General features: G+C 73.8%; 16 protein-coding genes. 10 read left to right on the top strand and 6 right to left on the bottom strand.

Translation table 11 applies throughout. The features are described from left to right. Nucleotides 1-10 precede the first annotated feature (10 nt). From gntD to ACGF0D_RS07835, 5 genes are all read right to left on the bottom strand, one after another. Nucleotides 11-1,027 (bottom strand): guanitoxin biosynthesis L-enduracididine beta-hydroxylase GntD, encoded by a 1,017-nt coding sequence (gntD, locus tag ACGF0D_RS07855; RefSeq protein WP_392914323.1) that lies wholly within the window; start codon nucleotides 1,025-1,027, stop codon nucleotides 11-13. 67 nt (nucleotides 1,028-1,094) lie between these two features. Then, the gene (locus ACGF0D_RS07850) at nucleotides 1,095-6,686 is read right to left on the bottom strand and encodes an amino acid adenylation domain-containing protein (protein WP_392914357.1); all 5,592 of its coding nucleotides are present in this window, start codon (nucleotides 6,684-6,686) and stop codon (nucleotides 1,095-1,097) included. Nucleotides 6,687-7,176: 490 nt separating this feature from the next. Beyond that, a complete protein-coding gene (locus ACGF0D_RS07845) occupies nucleotides 7,177-7,821 on the bottom strand; it encodes a LuxR C-terminal-related transcriptional regulator (RefSeq protein ID WP_392868065.1) in 645 nt (214 codons plus the stop codon). After that, nucleotides 7,785-9,071, bottom strand: coding sequence for a sensor histidine kinase (locus ACGF0D_RS07840; protein WP_392868068.1), 1,287 nt, complete (start codon nucleotides 9,069-9,071; stop codon nucleotides 7,785-7,787). The genes ACGF0D_RS07845 and ACGF0D_RS07840 overlap by 37 nt, the downstream gene beginning before the upstream one ends. A gap of 119 nt (nucleotides 9,072-9,190) precedes the next feature. After that, entirely contained in the window at nucleotides 9,191-9,649 is a 459-nt protein-coding gene (locus tag ACGF0D_RS07835; RefSeq protein WP_392914322.1) for a MaoC family dehydratase, read from the bottom strand. 112 nt (nucleotides 9,650-9,761) lie between these two features. On the opposite strand from ACGF0D_RS07835, the gene ACGF0D_RS07830 reads away from it, so the two are divergent. The 9 genes from ACGF0D_RS07830 to ACGF0D_RS07790 all read left to right on the top strand — a co-directional run bounded on the left by ACGF0D_RS07830 (nucleotide 9,762) and on the right by ACGF0D_RS07790 (nucleotide 19,580). Further along, the gene (locus tag ACGF0D_RS07830) at nucleotides 9,762-10,694 is read left to right on the top strand and encodes a 3-oxoacyl-[acyl-carrier-protein] synthase III C-terminal domain-containing protein (RefSeq protein ID WP_392914321.1); all 933 of its coding nucleotides are present in this window, start codon (nucleotides 9,762-9,764) and stop codon (nucleotides 10,692-10,694) included. Between the two features lie 138 nt (nucleotides 10,695-10,832). Next, on the top strand, nucleotides 10,833-12,230 hold the full coding sequence (locus ACGF0D_RS07825) for a hypothetical protein (RefSeq protein ID WP_392914320.1): 1,398 nt from the start codon (nucleotides 10,833-10,835) through the stop codon (nucleotides 12,228-12,230). Beyond that, nucleotides 12,227-13,528 (top strand): type III PLP-dependent enzyme, encoded by a 1,302-nt coding sequence (locus ACGF0D_RS07820; protein ID WP_392914319.1) that lies wholly within the window; start codon nucleotides 12,227-12,229, stop codon nucleotides 13,526-13,528. Before ACGF0D_RS07825 ends, ACGF0D_RS07820 begins: the two co-directional genes overlap by 4 nt. Then, the gene (locus tag ACGF0D_RS07815; RefSeq protein WP_392868078.1) at nucleotides 13,525-13,809 is read left to right on the top strand and encodes an acyl carrier protein; all 285 of its coding nucleotides are present in this window, start codon (nucleotides 13,525-13,527) and stop codon (nucleotides 13,807-13,809) included. Before ACGF0D_RS07820 ends, ACGF0D_RS07815 begins: the two co-directional genes overlap by 4 nt. Before the next feature lie 2 nt (nucleotides 13,810-13,811). Then, nucleotides 13,812-14,699 (top strand): hypothetical protein, encoded by an 888-nt coding sequence (locus ACGF0D_RS07810; protein ID WP_392914318.1) that lies wholly within the window; start codon nucleotides 13,812-13,814, stop codon nucleotides 14,697-14,699. Next, a complete protein-coding gene (locus tag ACGF0D_RS07805; protein WP_392868083.1) occupies nucleotides 14,696-15,319 on the top strand; it encodes a hypothetical protein in 624 nt (207 codons plus the stop codon). The genes ACGF0D_RS07810 and ACGF0D_RS07805 overlap by 4 nt, the downstream gene beginning before the upstream one ends. Beyond that, nucleotides 15,316-16,443, top strand: a complete 1,128-nt coding sequence (locus ACGF0D_RS07800; RefSeq protein ID WP_392868086.1) for an acyl-CoA dehydrogenase family protein — start codon at nucleotides 15,316-15,318, stop codon at nucleotides 16,441-16,443. Before ACGF0D_RS07805 ends, ACGF0D_RS07800 begins: the two co-directional genes overlap by 4 nt. Next, nucleotides 16,437-17,204 (top strand): 4'-phosphopantetheinyl transferase family protein, encoded by a 768-nt coding sequence (locus tag ACGF0D_RS07795; RefSeq protein ID WP_392914317.1) that lies wholly within the window; start codon nucleotides 16,437-16,439, stop codon nucleotides 17,202-17,204. Before ACGF0D_RS07800 ends, ACGF0D_RS07795 begins: the two co-directional genes overlap by 7 nt. Nucleotides 17,205-17,363: 159 nt before the next feature. Beyond that, nucleotides 17,364-19,580 (top strand): MMPL family transporter, encoded by a 2,217-nt coding sequence (locus ACGF0D_RS07790; protein ID WP_392914316.1) that lies wholly within the window; start codon nucleotides 17,364-17,366, stop codon nucleotides 19,578-19,580. Between the two features lie 247 nt (nucleotides 19,581-19,827). Here the strand turns inward: ACGF0D_RS07790 and ACGF0D_RS07785 are convergent, their stop codons facing one another. Further along, nucleotides 19,828-20,535, bottom strand: coding sequence for a BTAD domain-containing putative transcriptional regulator (locus ACGF0D_RS07785; RefSeq protein ID WP_392868095.1), 708 nt, complete (start codon nucleotides 20,533-20,535; stop codon nucleotides 19,828-19,830). Nucleotides 20,536-21,065: 530 nt separating this feature from the next. Between ACGF0D_RS07785 and ACGF0D_RS07780 the strand changes: the two genes are divergently transcribed. Continuing rightward, entirely contained in the window at nucleotides 21,066-21,638 is a 573-nt protein-coding gene (locus ACGF0D_RS07780) for an LmbU family transcriptional regulator (protein WP_392914315.1), read from the top strand. Nucleotides 21,639-21,651: the final 13 nt, after the last annotated feature.

Genomic DNA, 21,651 nt, shown 5'->3' with positions numbered 1-21,651 from the left:
GGCGGGCCGGTCAGCCGATGACACGGGTCGAGCCGTCCAGGCGCCCGGGGCGGGTGCGCCGCAGGTCGCGGACGACGTTGACGCGCTTGAGCCACCGGTCCTCGCCGTCGTAGTCGGCCCGGAACGCGCGGCGGCCGTGCACCACGTTGCGGTTGTCGACGAAGCAGACGTCGCCGGTGCGGATGAAGACGTCCGTCAGGTTGGCGTCCAGGTGCGCGATCACCCAGTCCAGGGCCCGCGCGGCCTCGGTGTCGTCCGCCCGGGCCCGGAAGAAGTCACGGTCGATGCGCAGCACGGGGGCGTCGGCGTGGCCGCTGAGGATGGCGACCGGGTCCATCGGCGCCTCGTCCTCGGCGAACTCGTGCGAGGAGTCGGGGATCGCGACGAACCTCGGCTGGGCGAGCACCCGCGCCACGTCCGCGGGCATCCGCCGGACGTCGACGTGCGAGACGGTGGTGGCCACCTCGGTGCTGTTGCGCAGCGCGAACAGGCCGACCCAGTCGGCGCGGTGGGGGGAGAAGGCGTCCTCGGTGTGCCAGCCCAGCTCGAGTTCGCTGGAGGCGGAGACCAGGCTCTGCTCGTAGCCGCGGCTGGGCAGCACGTCGGTGACCAGCCGGCCGGACTGCTGGGTGGCCCAGCCGATGATGTCGCCGAGCAGGGCGGAGTACAGCACCAGCAGGGCGCCGTAGACGTGGCTCGGCTCGGTGTCGGCCTCGCTCCAGTGGGCGGGGGTGTGGCCCAGTGCGCGCTGGTCGACGATGTTGCCGCTGATCACGGTCGCGTGCGTCCGCTCGTCCCGGCGCGCGGCGTTGAGGTGGCGGCGCACCGCGAGCGGCAGCTCCTGGGCGAGCACCGGGGCCTCGTCCAGGAAGCGCAGGTCGTTGGTGGCCTTGAAGGTCCTGACGCAGTCCGCGGCCAGCTCGTGGGCCGCGCGGGCGTCCTGCTCGGTCAGTTCGAGGATGTGGTGGAACCGGCCCTGGGTGTCGGCCTGTCCGTCAGCTGCAGGGATGTGTGCCATCGCAGTCATGGATGAACCTTGTGTTCGTGAGGGGTTTGGAGCGCGGGAGGCGGGAGGCGGGAGGTGTGAGGCGGGATCAACCGCCGGGCCGGAGGCCGGCCGCCGCGTGCTCGTTGAGGAAGTCAAGACACAGGTCGCGCAGGTCCTCGGGGTGAACCACCCGCCAACCGGTCGGCACCGGAACGGAGTTGGGCCACAGGGCCGGAAGGTCACGGTCGTCGGCGAGGACGACGAAGGTCCCGTACTCGTCCTCGAAGGGGTCCTCGGACCACGGCTCGTCGAGGATCTCCAGGCTCCCGTCCGAGCCGTGCCGGGCGGCGCGGGCGGCGCGCCACATGCGCTCGCCGGAGACCTCGAAGGGGTCGGGGACGAAGCGGTCGCCGGTCGCGTCGGGCCGGCCGGCGTACCCGAGCGCGAGGCTCGCGCCCGCCAGGTACAGCGCGCCCGTCCCGCCCGGGGGCACCGGGCGCAGCTGGGCGTCGAGCACGTGGACCCGGTGGTTCCAGGCCGGACGCGCGACGGCGCCGGACCGGTGGACGACCACCGTACGGGCCTCGGGGCGGCCGGCCCGGACGGTCAGCGTGAGGCCGTGGGCGTCGGCGAGGGCGTGCGTCCCGGGGCTCGCGCCGTCCCGGTCGGTGGACACCGTGAGGAAGGCCGGCGAGCCGGCGGCGCGGCCGGATTCGGCGTACGCGTCGACCAGTGCGGCCGGCAGCGGGTCCGTGGACACGACGTGGTCGGCGCCGCCGTCCCGCAGCCAGTCGGCCAGTCCGGACGGGTCGTCGTACCGCTTCGCGTCCGGCACCAGCACCGTGGCTCCGGCGGCGAGCGCCTCCAGCAGGTCGTGCGCGGCGGCGAGGCCGGGGTAGCCCGGGTGCAGCCAGGCGCTGCGCGTGCCCGGCTGCTCGGCCGCGCGCCAGGCGGCGGCGGTGGCGATGCCCTCGGCGCCGATCAGCACCTCGCCGACCTGCGGGGTGCCCGTGGCGATCAGCAGCACCGGGCGCTGCGGGGCCGGCTCCCCGACCGGCGTCCCGACCGGCTCGGCGGCCTGGTCCGGGCGGCCGTCGTCGAGGGTGTCGCCGAGCACCAGTCGGACGGCCGGGGCGCCCTGCTCCGGCACGGCCCGCTCGGCGTCGGCGTCGAGGAGGAGCACCCCGGCCCGCTCCGCGAGCGCCGCCGGGAGCGCCGCCGGGTCGACGGGCCAGCAGACGGCGCCCGCCTTCGCGACCGCCAGCACCGCCGTCGCGAACCCGAGCGGGGAGGCGATCGCGGTGGCCACCACCGTGCCCGGCCCGGCCCGGTGCCCGGCGAGCGTGCGGGCGAGCCGGTCGGAGCGGCGGTCCAGTTCCGCGTACGTCAGCACCCGGGAGCCGTCGTCGAGGGCGACGGCGTCGGCCTGCTCCCGGACCCGGTCCGCGAACAGCTCGGGCACCGTACGGAGCGGGACGGATCGGCGTTCCCCGGCCCAGGAGGGCCGGGATCGCTCCAGGGCCTGGTCCGAGAGCAGCCGCAGCGCTCCGATGCCCTGCTCGGGGTGGTCGAGGGCCGAACCGAGCAGCGTCACCAGGCCGTCGAGCAGCGCCGAGACCGCCCCGGCACCGATCACGTCGGAGCGGTACGAGGCCTCGACCTCGATCCCCAGCGGCTCGCCGGTCGCGCTCTGCCGCTCGGTCAGCACCAGCGCCAGCTCGGCGTCCGGGTGCGGCCGGCGGGGCTGTTCGGCCCGGACCACCAGGCCCGCGGTCTCGAAGGTCGCACCGGCCTGCGGGGCGACGGAGAGGACCACCCCGCCGGGACGGGCCGGGACGGGCTCCTGACGGAACGCCGCCAGCTGGGCCGCGTGGACCCGCTGGAGCAGTGCGCCGAACGACGGGTCGCCCGAGGTGTCCGTCCGCAGCGGCACGGTACGGGTGTACTGGCCGACGGCGTGCCGCAGGTCGTCGTCGCCGCGCACCGGGACGGGGGTGGCCAGCACCAGGTCGGTGCCCGCGTCGAGCCGGGTGAGCAGGGCCGCCAGGGCGGCGTGCGCCACCATCAGGGCGGTGGCGCCCCGCTCGGCCGTGAAGAGGTCCAGCCTGCGGTGCAGTTCGGCGTCGATGACGGCCGCCGCCCGGCCGACCGGGGCGTGGTCGACGACATCCCGCGTCGCGTCCGCCGACGCGGCACCCGCCTGCGCGGCGCCGAGCGCGGCCGTCGGCAGCGGGGTCGGCTCGGGGGCGTCCGCCGTCGGCTCGGGCCTCACGGCGCCACCGGGGAGGACGGCGGTCGGCCAGCGCGGCGCCTCGTCCACCGAGCGGGCCTCGTACGCCCGGACCAGGTCCGCGGCGAGCGGCAGGTACGAGGAGGCGTCGACCAGTTCGGGGCGGAGCGTGAGCAGCAGCAGGTGGTCGTCCGGCGCGAACGCGAACAGCCGTGCGGTGACCGGGAGTTCGTCGCCGAGCGGGCGCCGGGCGGCGTCCGCCACCAGCTCGTCCTGGCCGGTCTTCCCCGGCGGCTCGGCCGTCAGCGCGTCGACCCGCAGGCCGGCCAGCGGCCGGTGCCGGTGGGCCAGGTCCTTCAGCGCGGCTTCCAGCGCCCTGACGTCCAGGGCCCGCTCGAAGCGCACGGGCAGCACGAGGTTACCGGTCCCGCCCCTGGCCCCGACCGGTCCTCCGGAACGGTCCGGGTCGCCGGCCAGGGCGGCCAGCCCCCGTACCGTGGGCGCCTCGTAGAGCGCCCGGGTGCCGGGGTCGACCTTGAGGGTGGCCCGCAGGCGGGCGACCAGCCGCGCGGCGATCAGCGAGTGCCCGCCGAGGGCGAAGAAGTCGGAGTCCGCGTACACCGCGCGCTTCGGCAGCCCGAGGACCTCCGCGAACAGGTCGCGGACGATCTCCTCGATCGGCGTCCCCGGCAGGGTGCCGGGCATGGCGGCCGCGAGGGTCGGGGCCGGCAGGGCGCGCCGGTCGACCTTGCCGTTCGGGGTGAGCGGCAGGGCCTCGACCGTCATCAGCGCGGCCGGGACCATGTAGTCCGGCAGTTGCCGCTGGAGGTAGCCGCGCAGGGTCACCGCCAGGTCGACGGTGCTGTCGAAGGCGGTGGGAGTGTTGGCGCAGTCGCCGACCGCGGGGGTCGCGGCGGCGTCCGGGGCGTAGCCGTCCGCCAGCGGGCCGGCCTCGGTGCCGGGGGCGAGCAGGAGGACGTCGACGGCCTCGGCCGTGTCGGCCGACCAGGTCGCGAACGCCCGGTACCCGGCGCGCTCGCCGAGGGTGCACAGCTCCTCCGGATCGGGCCCGGTGTCCGTCCGCGTCGCCCGCTCGACGGCCTCGGCGAGGCCGAGGCCGGAGTCGAGGCCCCGCATCACGGTCCACTCCCGGTGGATCCGGGCGTTGGGCACCCCGGCGATCCGCAGGGCGGCGGGCGCCTCGGCCCGCAGGTGCGCCTCGAGCTCGGCGGTGGAGCGCAGGTCCGTGCCCCAGTCGAGCCGCGGCGCGTCCCGGAGGTCCGCGGCCGGCTCGCCGGTGCTCAGCACGGCCTCGTAGCGGTAGCGGCTGAGCTCGTTGTGGTGGGTGCCGCGCTTGATCCGGACGTCGACCGCGCGGATCGCCGGCAGCTCGCGGGCCAGCGCGGTGAACAGCGAGGGGGAGAGCAGGAGTTCGGTCTCCAGTTCGATCCGCTGGCCGATCGACCGGCGGGTGCTCTCGACGTCCCGGTCGTGCCCGGCGGCGCCGGAGCGGGCCAGCTCGACGCCGGTCTGCATGCAGCGCAGCAGGTCCAGGTTCCGCAGGTCGCCGAGGAAGAACGAGCCGCCGGGGGCGAGCAGCGGCAGCACCCGCTCGACGACGGTCCGCAGGTACTCGACGTTGGGGAAGTACTGGACGACCGAGTTGATCACGACCGTGTCGAAGTGGCCGGCGGGCAGCTCGTCCACGACGTCCGCGGCCCGGCAGAACAGCTTGACCCGGCCGCGCAGGCGGGGGTCCGCCCCGGTCTGGGCGCGCAGCGCCTCGATCGCCGCCGGGGAGAAGTCGCTGCCCCAGTACTCCTCGCAGTCCGGGGCGAGTTCGGACATCAGCAGGCCGCTGCCCACGCCGATCTCCAGCACCCGGCGCGGCCGGAGCTCGCGGATGCGGTCCACCGTCGCCGCGCGCCACTCCCGCATCTGGTCGAGCGGGATCGGCAGGTCGTCGTAACTGCTGTTCCAGCCCACGAAGTTCTCGCCGAGGTCGGTGGACCCGGCGTCGTCGTAGAGGGTCTCGTAGATCTCCCGCCACTCGGTGACCTGGCTGTCCGACTCCGCGGCGGCGGCGGCCGCCGGCACCACGTGGGCGACCAGCCGCCGGTCGTCCTCGGCCTGCTGGTACACCGAGACCACGGCCTCGGAGACGGCGGGGTGCGCGGTGAGCACCGCCTCGATCTCGCCCAGCTCGATCCGGAATCCGCGCAGCTTGACCTGGTTGTCGACCCGGTCGAGGAACTCGATCGCGCCGTCCTCGCGCAGCAGGACGTGGTCACCGGTACGGTAGAGTCGGCCCGTACCGGGCTCGACCGGGTTGTCGACGAAGCGCTCGGCGGTGAGCTCGGAGCGGTTGAGGTAGCCGAGGGCGACGCAGGGCCCGCCCAGGTACAGCTCGCCGGAGCCGCCGGGGGCCACCGGCCGGAGGTCCTCGCCGAGGACCAGGGCGACGGTGGCGCCGATCGGCCGACCGATCGGGATCGTCCTGGTGTCCTCCGCGACCTCGGTGATCTCGTACCAGGTGGCGAAGGTCGTGGTCTCGGTGGGCCCGTACACGTGCAGCAGGTGCTCCGGCGGCTCGGCCGCCAGCACCTGGCGCACCCGCCGGGGGTTGCTCGCCTCGCCGCCGAACAGCAGCACCCGCAGCGGCCCGAAGGCCCACGGCCGGTCCCGGGCGATCTGGTTGAACAGCGCGGTGGTCAGGAACAGCACGGTCAGCCCGTGCTCCTTGACGGCCAGCTCGAACGCGGCCGGGTCCACCACCGCCTCCTTCGGCAGCCCGACCAGCCGGGCGCCGGCGGTGAGGGCGCCCCAGATCTCGAAGGTGACCGCGTCGAAGGCGGGGTTGGCGGCCTGGGCCATGACGTCCCGCGAGGTCAGCTGCACGTAGTCGGTGGAGCGCAGCAGGTCCAGTACGGCGCGGTGCGGAACGACGACTCCCTTGGGAGTGCCGGTGGTTCCGGAGGTGTAGCAGACGTAGGCGGCGTCCTCGGGGCCGGGCGTCACGTCCGGCAGGTCGGCCGGCAGCGCGGCGATCTCCCCGGCGAGGGCGTCCACCGCGACCACGTCCGCGCCCAGGCCCTCGCAGTCCGCCGCGTAGTCGTCCCGGGTCACCACGGCCCGCGCGGCGCAGTCCGCCAGGATCAGCCGCCGGCGCTCCACCGGGTGCGACGGGTCCAGCGGCACGTAGGCGGCGCCGGCCCGGACGATCGCGAGCAGGGCGACCACCAGCTCGGGGCCGGCCGGCAGACAGGTGACCACGTGGTCGCCGATCCCCACGCCCCGCGAGCCCAGGTACGCCGCCAACCGGTTCGCCCGACGGCTCAACTCGCCGTAGCTCAGGACGATTCCGGTGTCCGGATAATCCACGGCCGGCGCCTCGGGGTCGTGGACCGCATGCCACTCGACGAGGCCTGAAAGAGAGTCGGCGACAGAGCCATTCCCAGCAATTCGCATACCAACTGCCAAGCCAGTCATACCCGTATCCCCCATGGCAAAAGAATTGCACCCGAACGTACGCGGACTCCCGCGGTTCGATGACGCCCCCCAGCCGCTGCGTGAGTAGTCGCCGCCGGAGGCCCAGTGCCCGATTTCGGTGCTGCCTCGTCAGGCTATGCGCTGAGGTGGACATGGTCAATGGTCAAAAATCTTGCTCTCGAAGGCGCCGAACCACCCCGCCCGCGACGCGCCCACCCGGCCTGGATAGCCGCCAAAACCCGCCCCCGAAAGGCGAGTTGGAGCCAACTCCCCGGCATCCCCGGCAGTCGACACCCCCGTCGCCCCCACGCCCCCGCACCCCGGGGCACCCGATCCCCATGACCACGGGCCCGCCCCCGCCCGCACGGAAAGACCCCTCTCCCCGAGGCTCCCCCCCCCCGGTGGTCTACTCCCGGATCCCGACGAGCCGAAGAGGGCCACCCGGGAAATCGGTCCGGTGGATCCGGGCTCAGTGGTCGAGGTAGGCGAGGACGGCCAGGACCCGGCGGTTGTCGGTCTCCGAGGGCGGCAGGCCGAGCTTGGTGAAGATGTTGCCGATGTGCTTGGCCACCGCCTTCTCGGAGATGTAGAGCTCCTCCGCCGTCCCGGCGTTCGAGCGGCCCTGCGCCAGGCACTCCAGCACCTCCCGCTCGCGCGCGGAGAGCGCGGTCAGGCGCTCGTCGCGCACCTTGCGGGTGAGCAGTTGCTGGATGACCTCCGGGTCCATCGCCGTGCCGCCCGCGGCCACCCGCTCGACGGCGTCGATGAACTGGTCGCCGTTGGTGACCCGGCTCTTGAGCAGGTACCCGACGCCCGAGGAGCCGGTGGCCAGCAGCTCGTGGGCGTAGAGCGGTTCGACGTACTGCGACAGCAGCAGCACCGGCAGGTCGGGGATCCGGGTGCGGGCCTCCACCGCCGCGCGCAGCCCCTCGTCGCTGAGGCCCGGCGGCAGCCGGACGTCCACCACCGCGACGTCCGGACGCTTCTCGGTGAGCGCGCGCAACAGCATGGGGCCGTTGTCGACCGCCTCGACCACCTCGTGACCGTAGGCGGTGAGCAGTTGCACCAACCCGTTCCTCAGGAGGAAGTGGTCTTCGGCCAGGACAATTCGCACGGCAGCTCCATGGTGATCAGGGTGGGTCCTTCCGGCGGGCTGCTGACGGCCAGGATGCCGTCGAAGGCCGCCAGCCGACGTTCGATCCCACGCAGTCCGGTCCCCCCGGCCGGGTCGGCACCGCCGCGCCCGTCATCGGTGATGTCGATGCGGAGCATGCCGCCCTCGTGCCGGACGTCGATCCAGGCGCGCTCGGCACCGGAGTGCTTGGCGGCGTTGGTGAGGATCTCCGAGACGGCGAAGTAGGCGGCGGACTCGACGGGAGGCTCCGGCCGGCCGTCCAGGTCGATGCTGACCTCCGTGGACAGCGGGCAGAGCAGGGCGAGGGAGCGGATCGCGTCGCCCAGGCCGCGGTCGGCCAGCACCGGCGGGTGGATGCCCCGGACCAGGTCCCGCAGTTCGTCCAGCGCCTTGGTCGAGGACTCGCGGGCCTCGGCGAGCAGGGCCGCCACCGCGTCCGGGTTGGTCTTGAGCAGTCGTTCGGCCGCGTTGAGGGTCATGCCCATCGCGACCAGGCGGGCCTGGGCGCCGTCGTGCAGATCGCGCTCGATGCGGCGGATCTCGGCCATCTGGGTGTCCATCGCGTCGGAGCGCGTGGTGGTCAGGTGCTCGATGCGCTCGGCCATCGCCTCGTCCGCCCCCGGCGCCAGCATCCGGAACACGTACCGGGCGTGGCGCGACGCGGTACGCGGCGCGTCCCACAGCGCGAACAGCGCGACCACGACGGCCAGCAGTCCGGCGAGCACCGCGGTGACGGGGCCGTCGACCGGGATGAACAGGTACCAGATGCTGCCCAGGTCGTGCGACAGCCGGGTGCCGAACACCGCGGTCGTCAGCCCCCACAGGCTGCTGAGCAGAAGTGCCGCCGGAACGAACGCGATCACGCCGCCGAGCAGCGGGTCGATGACGACGAACCGCCAGTCCCGCCACACCTGGTTGTCCCGCGCGACGAGGAGGGCGTGGAGCGCCTGGCCCTGCCGGCTGTCCGGGAGCGGCGGATAGCGCGCGGGCACCGACACCCCGGACCACTGCGCCGCCAACTCCCGCTGCCGGTCGACCAGTCGGCGGACGGCGCGCTGGGTGCCCGGCAGCAGCGACACGCCCAGGCCGACGGGCAGGAAGACGTACAGGCTCGACAGCCACAGGCCGAGCACCAGCCCCCGCATGGAGAGGCCGAACAACACGAGGGAGCGCCGCAGGCCGGTGACCGAACCGCCCGGCGATGGGGGTGCCGGCGTGTGTGCGGTCATCGATGCGCCCTGCTGCCTGGTGTTCATCCGGTGCCCCCTGGGGTTCCGCATCCCTGATTGATGCGCCGCCCTCCATTATTGGAACGGCGACCGCCCGCCACAGGGGAGGAATATCCACTTTATGGCCAAGGGACGGCCAGCGAACGGGTTTCGGCCACACAGGCCACACCGGACTCATCCTCCACCTCGACCTCCATGCGGAGCCCGAACAGGCAGCCGGACGGAAGCCGTCTCGCGGTCAGCAGGGTGGCGTCCGCCCTGATCCGCCGCCCGACCCGCACCGGCCGGTGGAAGCGCACGGAGTCCAGGCCCACGTTGAGGATGTGCCGGGTCCCGCCGATGGACAGGACGCTGTCCGTCATGGCGGTCAGCAGGCTGAGCGTCAGGTAGCCGTGGGCGACCGTCCCCCCGAAGGGGCCCTCGGCGGCGCGCTCGGGGTCGGTGTGGATCCACTGCTCGTCGCCGACGACGGAGGCGTACCGGTCGACCAGGTCCTGGGTGATCGGGATCCAGTCGCTCCGGCCCAGGTGCCGGCCGGCGGCGGCGGCGAACGCTTCGACATTCGGGAAGGCTGTCACGGCGCACATCCTCATGGGCCGTCCCGGGCGGGGCAAGCGTCCGCGGCGGGCGGTCAGCGCGGGATCAGCGCGGGGTCAGCGCGGTGTCAGCAGGCCGGTGGAACGTGTTCCCATGACGGCGATATCGGCGGTTGCCAGCCACCGCCCCACCACGGTGCCGCTCGCCCGGCTGCAGCGGGACGTCGGCATGTCCGACGGCCAACTGCGCCAGTACGAGCGGTACTACGGCCTTGCGGAGATCTGCCGCGAGCCCGGCGAGGGCGAGACGCGACTGCTGCGACGGGCCGTGGCGGCACTCGCGGAGCTGCGCGGGCGGGAGTCCGACGTCCGCTACGTGCTGCAGGCGCGGACGATGCCGTCCCCGATGCCCTACCCGCACACCTCGACGGCCCCGCTGCTGGAGGAGCTGGGCCTGCGGCACGCCACCGGTTTCGTGGTCTCGCAGCACGCCTGCGCATCCGGCCTGCTCGCCCTCGACATGGCCGGGACACTGCTGACGGCGGACGGCGACCCGGACGCCCTCGCCCTGGTCCTGGCCGGCGAGAAGGTCGGGTCCAGGCAGTCGCAGTCCATCCCGGGGGTCACGGTGATGGGCGAGGCCACCGCCGCGGTGCTGCTGAGTGCGAGCGGAACCGGTGACCGCCTGCTCGGTTACGCGGCCCACACCCACAGCCGGTTCCACGACCAGTTCCTGATGGAGGACCCGGAGGCCGCGAAGGAGTTCCAGGCGCTGTACGCACCGGCGCTCTGCGAGGTGGTGCGCGCCGCCATCGACCAGGCCGGGTGCACGCTGGACGAGGTGGCACTGGTGCTGCCGCACAACGTCAACCGGCTCTCGTGGGTGGCGGTGTGCCGGATGCTCGGCATCCCGATGACCCGGGTGTACCTCGACCTGGTCGCCCGAACCGGGCACTGCTTCTGCGCGGACCCCTTCGTCAACCTGCAACAGGCCACCCGGGACGGCCGGTTGGCGGCCGGGGACCGCTACGTGATGACCAGCGTGGGCCTGGGGGCGACCTTCGCGGCCATGGTCCTCGAACACTGAGAGCGCTCCGGCACCGCCCTCTCAGGCACCCCCTCCGACGCCACCCTCTCCGACACCGCCCCCTCCGACACCGATCCCTCCGGCACCGACAGTCCTCCTGACAGCCGTCCACCCACGCAAGAAAGGCAAGGTCGAGCCTTGGACGAGACCGACAGCGGCTTCCGCTCCCGACTCGGGCGGGCGGTCACCGGCTCCGCGGACACCCCACTGCTGTTCCTCGGCAACTTCGAGGTCGAGAACAACTGGGCCGAGGGCGAGCCCGCACTGCCCCGGGTCGCCTCCCACGCCGGGAGCGCGGTGGTGAACCGGATGGACGAGTTCGCCCTGCTGCTGGGCGGCGAGCAGGACCACGTCGTGCTGAAGGCGGCACCCGATCCGGACTACCTCGACCAGTTGCGCGGGCTCGGCATCGGCACGCCCACCGTGCACGTTCCGGCCCGGCAGGACCCGCTGCGCGCGGTCACCGAGGACGTACTCGCCGACGACGCCCTGCTGGACGCGCTGCGGCAGCGGCTGGCACCGCTCGGCGTCCAGGTCGTCGCACACGGCGTGTCCGAGGCCGAGGAGCGGCTCGCCGCGCGCACCGCACTGCGGCTCGCCGCGCCGCCCGCCGCCCTGTGCAAGCGCGTGAACAGCAAGGTGTACAGCCGGAAGCTGGCCGACGAGCTGGGGCTCCGCCAGGCCCCCGGCCGTACCTGTGAGACGACGGCGGAGCTGGCGGAGGCGGTGGAGTGGGCCGGCGGACGGCTGGCCGAGGGCCGCCGGATCGCGGTCAAGGACGCCTACGGGGTGTCCGGCAAGGGCATCGTGGTGCTCGACGACCCGCGGCGGCTGGAGCGGCTGCAGCGGATGGCCGCGGGGCAGGCCGCGCGGGCCGGCGGCGACCGGCTCGCCCTGGTGCTGGAGGAGTGGGTCGCCAAGACCGCCGACCTCAACTACCAGTTCACCGTGAGCCGCGACGGCTCGGTGCGGTTCGACTTCGTCAAGGAGGCGCTGACCGAGCGCGGCGTGCACAAGGGCCACCGGATGCCGGCCAGGCTCACCGCCGCGCAGGACGGCGAAGTGCGGGAGGCGGCGGCGCGGCTGGGCGGGAAGCTGGCCGCCGACGGCTGGTTCGGTGTCGTCGGCATCGACGCCATGGTCGACCCGGACGGCGGCCTCTACCCCGTGGTCGAGATCAACGCGCGCCACAACATGTCGACCTACCAGGCCGTGCTGACCGAGGGACTGATGGCACCGGACGGCATCGCCGTCGCCCGCCAGTACCCGCTGCGCATCGCCCGGCCGTTGTCGTTCGCCGAGCTGCGGGACGCGCTCGACGGGCTGCTGCTGACGGAGCGCGGCGGCACCGGGCTGTTCGTCAACAACTTCGCCACGGTCAACGCCGCCGCCGCGGCGGGCGGCGAGGGGCCGTTCGAGGGGCGCCTGTACGGCGTGGTGGTCGCCGGCGACGACGACGCGGCCGCGGCCCTCGACGAGGAAGTGTCCCGCCGGCTGGCGGGGCTGCTGCACACCGTGGAAGGGAGTCCGGCATGAGCCGGGAGTTCACTGTGCAGGGCGTGGGGATCACCGCCCTGGCCGAGGAGTTCGGCACCCCGCTGTACCTCTACGACGGCGACGGGATCGCGGACCGGTTCCGGGAGCTCAAGTCGCTGCTCCATCCGGCGCTGGAGATCTTCTACTCGCTCAAGGCCAACCCGAACATCTCCGTCTGCGGGCTGCTGCACTCCGCCGGCGCCCGCGCGGAGGTCTCCTCGCTGACCGAGCTGGTCACCGCGCTCCGGGCCGGCGTCCCGCCGCACGACATCCTCTTCCTCGGCCCGGGCAAGAGCCGGGCGGAGCTCGCCGCCTGCCTGGACGAGGGTGTCGCCGCCGTCGTCTGCGAGTCCCTGGACGAGCTGGAGCTGATCGACGAACTCGCCCGGGAGCGCGGTGTCCTGGCCCCCGTGGTGCTACGGGTCAATCCGGAGTTCACCGTCAAGGGCTCGGGCCTGACCATGGGCGGCAAGCCCCGGCAGTTCGGCATCGACGAGGGGCAGCTGCTCTCCGCGCAGGAGGTGCTGGACCGCTGCGGCGCGGTCCGGGTGCACGGCGTGCAGGTCTACCTCGGCACCCGCATCCTGGACCCGGCCGTCGTCGCGGACAACGCCCGCCGCATCTTCGAACTGGCCGAGCTGCTGTCCGCCAAGCTGGGCTTCCCGCTGGAACTGGTGGACATCGGCGGGGGCCTGGGGGTGGCCTACTTCGACAACGAGCAGGACCCCGACCCGGCGGTGCTGGCCGAACTGCTCAACCCGCTGGTCGCGGACTTCGCCGACCGGCACCCCGGCGCCCGGCTGATCATGGAGCTGGGCCGCTACCTCGTCGCGGTGCACGGAACCTACGTGGTGCGGGTCCGCTACACCAAGAGCTCCATGGGCGAGCGCTTCGCGGTCGCCGACGGCGGCACCAACCACCACATGGCGGCGGTCGGCATCGGCTCGTTCGTCAAGCGCAACTTCCCCATCACGGCGCTCCAGAAGCTCGACGAACCGGACGGCGGCCCGTGGAACATCACCGGCCCGCTGTGCACGCCCAACGACCTGCTGGGCAAGAAGGTGTCGCTGCCCGAACTGCGCCCCGGCGACCTGCTGGGCGTGGAACGGTCCGGCGCGTACGGCCCGACCGCCTCCCCCGTGCACTTCCTCAGCCACGGCTATCCGGCCGAGGTGCTGATGCTCGGAGGGCGGCCGCACCTGGTCCGGGAACGCGACGACACCGAGTCGATGCTCGCGCGCCAGCACCTCCACCTGCCCGCGGACGCCGCGGGATCGACCCCGGAGAGGAACCAATGACCAACGACATCGCAGCCGTGTCCGCCCCGGAGAAGCGGGCGGCCTGCCTCGCCGCCGTGCGCGAGGCCCTGGCACAGGTACTCAACCAGGACACCGCGGAGATCGGTGAGGAGGCCAGGATCTTCGACGACCTCGGCCTGGACTCCAGCAGCGCCCTGGAGATGCTCATCGTCATCGAGGACGAACTCGGCCTGCAGTTCGACGTGGAGAGCCTGGACATGGGCGACTTCGCGACGGTGGGCACCCTGGTGGACTTCGTCGTGAACGAGGCGGGCTCGTAGCCATGTTCCGCGCCACCGCGCCGCTTTCCCGAACCGTGCCCGCCACCGCCGACGCGGTCGCGGGCACGGTCCCACGCCTGCTGCGGGCGGGCTGGTACCGGCCCACCGACCAGGGGGGACTCCGCGGCGCGCCACGTCCCGCGGTCCAGGAGGTGCACCGGCGGACGGCCGAGCTGTACGGGACGCGGGTACTGCGCGAGGGGTTCACGGACTCCCCGCTGCGGCCGATGCCCCGGCTGGCCGCAGGAGCCCTCGACGCGCTCGGCCCACTCACGCCGGCCGAGGCACCGCAGGTGGCCGTACTCGCCTACACGACACCGGACTTCGAGCACACCACGCTCACCGCGTCGCTGCTGCAGCACCGGCTGCCCGGGGAGCCGCTCTGCTTCGCGGTCTCCGACCAGGGGGTGCTGGCCCCGTTCACGGCGCTGCGGATCGCCGTCGAGTACGCCCGCCGCTCGCACTGGAGCCGGCTGCTGCTGGTCGTCGTCGACCAGAGCTCGCAGCCGTACCCCGGGCCCGCGTCCGGCCAGTACGCCGCCGAGCACGACTCGGCGGTGGCACTGCTGCTCGCCTGGGACGGCGGGGCCGCGCCCGTCGCCGGAATGGGACAGGGCCGCGCCGACCAGGCGCTGCCCGGGCTGCGCTCGGACCTCTCCAAGGCCGCCCTGCTCGCGGCGGGCACCGGGCTGGCCGCCGGCCCCGGGCTCGCGCCGTCCCCCGGCACCCGGCGCCGCGACGCGGAGCCGGGGCTGCCGTGCACCGGGGTCTGGGCGGCACTGCGGGAGGCGCCGGGCGGGCGGGCGGTGATCGCCGACCACGACCACGAACTGGACCGCCTGGCCCACTGCACCCTGGAGCTGCCGGCCGGAGAGGGCGGAGTCCGATGACGGCGCCGGTCGACGTCAACCGCTGCTGGCGGGAGTGCCGCGCCCGTGCCCGCCGCGACGGCATCGTCGAGGCCGTGCGCGGACTGAACACGGCGCTGTCCCCGCACGCCCCGCCCCGGGGCCCCGGCGGCCACGCCCTCGTCCCGGCCGACGCCGTGCCGCTGCCGGGGGGCCAGGACGGTCCTGGCCTCGGCGCCGCGGCCGCCGAACCCGCGGCCGCCGCCGGAGCCAGGGCCTCGGTGGAGTGGCAGGCCGGACTGGTGTGGGTGCGGCTCGGCACGTCGGAGGGCCTCCGGGACGCGGTCGTCGCCAGGCTCGCGAAGCGCACCACCGACGGCACCCCCCTCCTGATGAAGCAGCTGGTCCAGGGCGCCCTGGCCGACGTGCTGATGGAGCAGTTGGAGGCGGAGTGCGTGCTCTCCGAGTCCGACGTCCCGCCGGACGCCGCCGCGATGGGGCGCCTGCACGACCGGATCACCCTGGCCGACCGGGCGCTGCTGCGTCTTCTCGGCGCGCACGGCTTCACCGTCCCCGGCCCCGGATGGGACGCCCACCTCTCGGAACTCCTCGCCGACGTGCACCGGGAACCCCGCTCCACCACGCCCCCGGAGGAATCATGACCCGGCTCCCCGCGCACCTGGAGGAGCTGCGCCACCTCGCGCGCGGCTGGGCCGGGGACCTGCGTGCGGCGGCCCTGGGGCTGGACCGCGACCCGGAGGCCGTCCACGACCTGCTCCACCTGCCGGCCGTGCGCCACCTGGCCGCCCGGGTCCGGTCGGCGGACTCCGGCGACACCCTGGAACGGGCGGTGCTGGTCGAGGAGCTCGCCCGCGGCGACGCCGCCCTGATGCTGGCGTCACCCGGTCCATCGATGACCGGTGTGCTGGTGGACGTGCTGGGCAGTCCGGAGCAGCAGGACTGGTTCCGCGACCGGCTCACCCAGGGGCCGACCTGGACCTGCTTCGCCCTCACCGAGCCCGAACGCGGCTCGGCCATCGGCGAGATGAGCACCTCGCTCACCCCCCTGGGCGACGGGTCCTTCCGGCTCGACGGCGCCAAGCGCTACGTCGGCAACGCCACCCGGGCGTCGGTCGCGGCGGTCTTCGCCCGGGTCGCCGGCGCCGACCGGCTCGGGGTGAGCGCCGTCCTGGTGGACACCGCCGACCCCGGTTGGACGGCCGAACCGCTGCCGACCCTCGGCCTGCGCGGCGTCCGGCTGGGGGCGATCGCGCTGGACGGCGTTCGCGTCCCGGCGGACCGGGTGCTGGGACGCCATCTGCCGCCGACCCGCCGCGGCATGTGGGGCGTACTCGCGGTCTTCAACCGGCTCCGGCCCAGTGTGGCCGCCATCGCCCTCGGGATCGCGGGTGCCGCACACGACTACGTGGCCGAGCACCGACGGGAGTTGCGGGGCACGGAGCTGGCGCTGTTCGAGGAGCTGGGCCGGCGGATCCACGCGACCCGGCTGCTCACCCACCGCGCCGCCGTCGCCGTGGACCGGCGCCCGGCGGACGGCCACCTCGCCTCGGCCGCGAAGGCCCGGGCCTGCGAACTCGCGGAGGACGCCACCCTGTCGGCGCTCTCCTTCTTCGGCCCGGCGGCCCGCCTGGAGCATCCGCTGCTGGACAAGTACGCCCGCGACGCCCGGGGCGTGGAGTTCATGGAGGGCACCGGCACCATGCAGCGGCTCAACCTGTTCCAGGGCCTGCACACCGGCCGGGTGGGACGAGCCGAAGCGTGCTGACGCCGCCCGTCCCCGAGGACGTGGAGGTGTGGACCGTGCCCCTGGGCGCGGCACCGGGCCCCGTCCCGTCCGCTCTCGGCGCGCTCCTCGACGACGAGGAGCGCGCCCGCGCCTGTCGGCTGCCGGACCCGCTCCGCAGGTCCCGCTTCGTCACCGCGCACGCGGCGCTGCGCACCGTCGTGGGCGCGCGGGTCGGCCGCCCGCCGGAAGCCGTACGGTTCACCAGGGGGCCGAACGGGAAGCCCGAACTCGCCCACGGCAACGGACTGTTCGTCAGTCTGTCGCACTCGCACGGGATCGCGCTGGTGGCGCTGGCGGAGCGGCCCGTCGGAGTGGACGTGGAACGGCTGGCCGACGCGTCCGCCGCCACCCGGATCGCCGAACGCTGCTTCCCGCCGGGCGAGTTCAGGTCGGTGGCGGCCGCTCCGGCGGGCCGCGGGCCGGACGGCCGGGCGGCGGTCTTCGCCCGCCTGTGGACGCGCAAGGAGGCCTGCGTCAAGGCGGAGGGCGGTCGGCTCGGCCAGGGCCTCGGCCTGTGGGTGCGCGGCCTTGGCCCGCTGACGGTCCACGGCCGCGGCGCGGCCCTGGCCGGCCCCTGGCGCGTCGCGGATCTGACCCCGGCGCCGGGTTACGCCGGCGCCGTGGCCCTGTCCGGACCAGGGCCGTTCCGGGTCGCGTCCCGATGCTGGCAGCCGCCGGCCGGCGACGGTGGGGGAGAAAAGTCCACCAGCATCAGGGAACTTTCCCCCGCGATCACATGACGGTCCGTCGATAGCTTGGTGACACGAAGGCGGAAGCCGGGACACCGAACGGCCGGCACGTGAAGCACCTGGTCCCGTTCTGCTTCTCCACCGCCTGGGTGCGGATCACTTCTGGATGCAGATCTCTTCGCGGGAGTCCGCGAGAATGAGGAGAGGGACGTGGGAAACCGAAATGTGCTGACGAGGTCGGCGCGGTGGAGTGCGACCCACCCGTGGTGGGCGCTGGTGATCTGGGTCGTCTTCGTGGTGGTCGCGCTGGCCGTCGGCGGCAGCACCGGAACGAAGGTCGCCACCAACACGGACCTCTCGATCGGGCAGTCCGCGCAGGCCACCACGATCGCCAAGAGCGGTGGTCTGGCGCAGCCTCCGACCGAGGCGCTGCTGGTGACCGCCCTCCACGGCGAGCTCGACCGGCAGGCCGCCGACCGTGCCGCCACGGACGCGGCGAGCCGGCTCAAGGGCCTGCCCGACGTGGCCTCGACGGGTGAGCAGGTGCCGGCCTCGAACGGGCAGGCGCTGCTGGTGCCGGTGGTCATGACCGGCGACCAGGACACCGCTCCGGACCGGGTGCAGCCGCTGGTCGACGCGGTGCAGGCCGCGCAGCGCGACAATCCCGCGGTGCGGGTCGAACTGGTCGGCCCCGACACCGTCCGGGCCGCCCTCAACACGATGCTGGGCGAGCAGGTGCAGCAGGCGACCGTGCTGAGCCTGCCGATCACCCTGCTGGTGATGATGTTCGTCTGCGGCGCCATCGTCGCGGCCGGCGTCCCCGTGGTGCTCGGCCTGTCCGCGGTGCTGGCCGGCCTCGGCCTGTGGGGCGCCGCCTCCCAACTCGTCCCGGACCCCGGTGCGGTGAGCGAGCTCATCGTGCTGATGGGCATGGCCGTGGGCGTGGACTACTCGCTGTTCTACCTCAAGCGCTTCCGTGAGGAGCGTGCGCGGGGCCTGGGCAAGGTCGACTCCGTGGAGCTGGCCGCCGCCACCTCCGGCCACTCCGTGGTGGTCTCCGGCACCGTCGTGATGCTCTCCATGGCGGCGCTCTACCTGGGCGGGAACCTGGCCTTCACGGCGATGGCGACCGGCAGCATCCTGGTGGTGGCCATCGCGATGTCCGCCTCGCTCACCGTGCTGCCGGCCCTGCTGGTGCTGTTCGGCCGGGCTCTGGAGCGGCCGCGGGTGCCGCTGATCTGGCGGCTGCAGGGCCGCGGGGACCGCGGCAGGGTGTGGTCGGCGCTGCTCCGGCCGGCGCTGCGGCACCCGCTGATCAGCCTGCTGCTGTCCGCCGTGGCGCTGCTGGCGCTGGCGGCTCCCGCCCTCAACCTGAAGCTGAAGGCGACGGGCGTGGACGACCTGCCCCGGAGCATGCCCGCCATGCAGGCCGAGGCGCGGCTGACGCAGTTCTTCCCGATCCAGTCCGACACCCAGCTGGTGGTGGCCCAGGTGCCGGAGGCCGGCGTCGGGCAGCTCCGCACCGCGCTCGAGACCCTGGTGCAACGCACCGGCCAGGACCCGCTGTTCACCTCCACCCCCGCCCCCGAGATCATCACCTCGCACGGCGGCCAGTACGCCTCCGTCGGCATCGGCACCCGCCTCAGCAGCGGTTCCGCGGAGGCCAGGGAGTCGCTCAGCCGGCTGCGGAACGACCTCGTGCCCGCCACGGTGGGACAGGTGCCCGGCGTGAAGTGGGCGGTCGGCGGCAGCGACGTGGCCTACGACGTGGACTACCGGGCCCAGGTGGTGGACAAGATGCCGTGGGTCCTGGGCTTCGCCCTGGCCCTGACCTTCGTGGTCACGGCGCTGGCGTTCCGGTCGATCGTGCTGGCCGTGGTGACGGTCGTGCTCAACGTGCTCTCCGCGGCGGCCTCGTTCGGCGTGCTGGAGCTGGTCTTCCAGCACACCTGGGCCGACGGGCTGCTGCACTTCCAGTCCACGGGCAAGGTGGTGGCCTGGCTGCCGCTCACCCTGTTCGTCATCCTGCTCGGGCTGTCGATGGACTACCACGTGTTCGTCGTCGGCCGGATCCGTGAGGCGGCCGCCTCCGGGCTGTCCGTCCGGGCGGCCGTCGAGCAGGGCATCACCCGCTCCGCCGGCGTGGTCACCGGCGCCGCCCTGGTGATGATCTCGGTGTTCGCCCTGTTCGCCTCGCTGACCTTCATCGAGATGAAGCAGCTGGGCGTGGGCATGGCCTGCGCCGTGCTGCTGGACGCGACGCTGATCCGGATCGTGGTGCTGCCCTCGGTGATCGCCCTGCTGGGCCGGTGGGTCTGGTGGCCGGCCCGGCTGGGGCAGCGGCCCGAGGCCCCGGCCGGCCCGGTCGCGGGAGACGGCGAGCCGGTCGGCACCTCCGCCCTGGCAACCGCAGGGGAATCGGTGTGAAACCTCGCGTGGGGGGGGGGGGGGGGGGGGGGGGGGGGGCCCCCCCCCCCCCCGCCCCCCCCCCCCCAACCCCCCCCCCCCCCCCCCCCGGGGGCCCCCCCCCCCCCCCCCCCCGGGCCGGCCCCCCGCGGCGGGGGGGGGGCGGCGGGGGGGCCCCCCCCCCCGCCGCCCCCCCGGGGGGGGGGGGGGGGCCCCCCGGGGGGGGGGGGGGCCCGGGGCGGGGCCCGGCCCCCCCCCCCACGCGAGGTCAGCGCGACAGCGACGCGTCCTGACTGATGATCGCCTGGTAGAGCCGCTGCAGTTGACGGCTGGGCAACAGCCCCATCTCGTCGTCGAGTTGCTTGCGCGTGCGGTGGAAGGTGGCGATCGCCTCGGACTGCCGGCCGGTCCGGTACAGCGCGAGCATCAGCTGCTCGCTGAACCGCTCCCGCTCGGGGTGTTCGGCGTGCAACTGCTTCAGCTCCGGTACGACCGCCCCGGCCTCGCCGGCCTCCAGCTGGGCGGAGATCAGATCCTCCTGGACGAGCCTGCGCTGTTCGTCGAGGCGCAGTGCGGCGGCACGGCAGCGCTGACCGTCGCCGACGTCGACCAGCGCCGGTCCGTACCACATGGCGAGCGCGCCGCGGAGCAGTTCGGCGGCCTTCTGCGGCGACCGTCCGATCAGGCCGCGGCCCTCCGCGGCCTGCCGCAGGAAGCGGTCGGCGTCGAGCCGGTCCGCGGGCATGTCCAGCACGTAGCCGTTGCCGACGGTGCGGACGGCGCCCTGGTCGGTCGGGTCCAGTTCGATGCGTCCGAGCGATCTTCTCATCCGGGCCACAATGCCCTGGAGTGAGTTTCTCGTGTTCTTGAGCGGGGCCTCCCCCCACAGTTCGTCGATGAGTTCGTCGAAACTGACCACCTGGCCCGCGCGCAGGGCCAGCACGGCCAGCGCTATGCGGACCTTCTTGGCATCCAAAGCGGCAGATCCGGTTCCGCTTGCGGCGCGCAGCGGTCCCAGCATTGTGATGTACATGAAATTCCCCCGCGTCCCAGTGGCACCCCTGGAGGGGCCGAATCAATGGGCGACCTGACGGCGAACATTACAGCCGAAATCAGATGGGACGCCAAGGCACCTGTGCGATTTCCATGGCGCACGGAAGCAGCGCAGGGGGCGCCCTGTCCCGCCGGCGGGACAGGGCGGGGCGGCGGCCGCCACGACAGCGAAGGGCGTATAGGACCGTATGGCCGCTTTTAGGCACGCCTACTGGCGAGTATTCACGGCGGCGGGCGACTTCGCCCGCCGCCGATCGAGCGCGATTGGCGGATCGGGCGGAATACCACGGCCATTCCAAGATCGTGGATCTTGGAATGCGGGCATTCACCCTGCCAATCGGTGAACGGGAACGTGCGGTAGCGGAAACTGCCTGGTGGAGAGCCGGGCTTACGAGGGGCGGGGAAGCGAAATTGACTGCAATCGAGAAATGGAACGCAGGCTCTCGGATCCTGATGACGAAGGTGGGACTGCGGGTTCCCGGGGCGGTGTCGTTCGAGGACTGGGAGCGGGCCGGCGTCGGCCTCGCGCGCATGGCCGACTCCTCCGCCTGGTGCCTCGGCGACTGGGTGCTCTTCGGCCGGAACCGTTTCCCCGATCGCTACCGGCGGGCCATGGAGGCGGCGGGGCTGGACTACCAGACCATCCGCAACTACGTCTGGGTGGCGAGGCGGTTCGAGCCGCCGCGGCGCCGGGAAGGACTCAGCTTCGGGCACCACGCCGAGGTGGCCGCCCTCCCCGACTACGAGCAGGACCTCTGGATGGCCCTCGCCGAGTACCACCAGTGGTCGAGGAACCGGCTGCGTTCGGAGATCAAGGGCGGTCGCCGGGCCGTCCCCGAACCGCGCGAGACGGCCTCGCTCCCCCGGATGGTGGTGGACCGCGACCGCCTGGGCCAGTGGCAGCGGGCGGCCGAGCGCTCCCAGGTGACGCTGGGGGAATGGGTGGCCCGCCAACTCGACTCGGCCGCGGCGGAGTTGCTGGGACGGACAGACGCCGGGGCGGACGGCCCCCCCGGCCCCTCATAGTGGTCCGAGCGTC

This window comes from Kitasatospora sp. NPDC048298 (genome assembly GCF_043201465.1).
Taxonomy (GTDB): Bacteria; Actinomycetota; Actinomycetes; order Streptomycetales; family Streptomycetaceae; genus Kitasatospora.
Note: the sequence above shows the minus strand (reverse complement) of the source record. Positions and strands in the feature narration are given on the sequence as shown.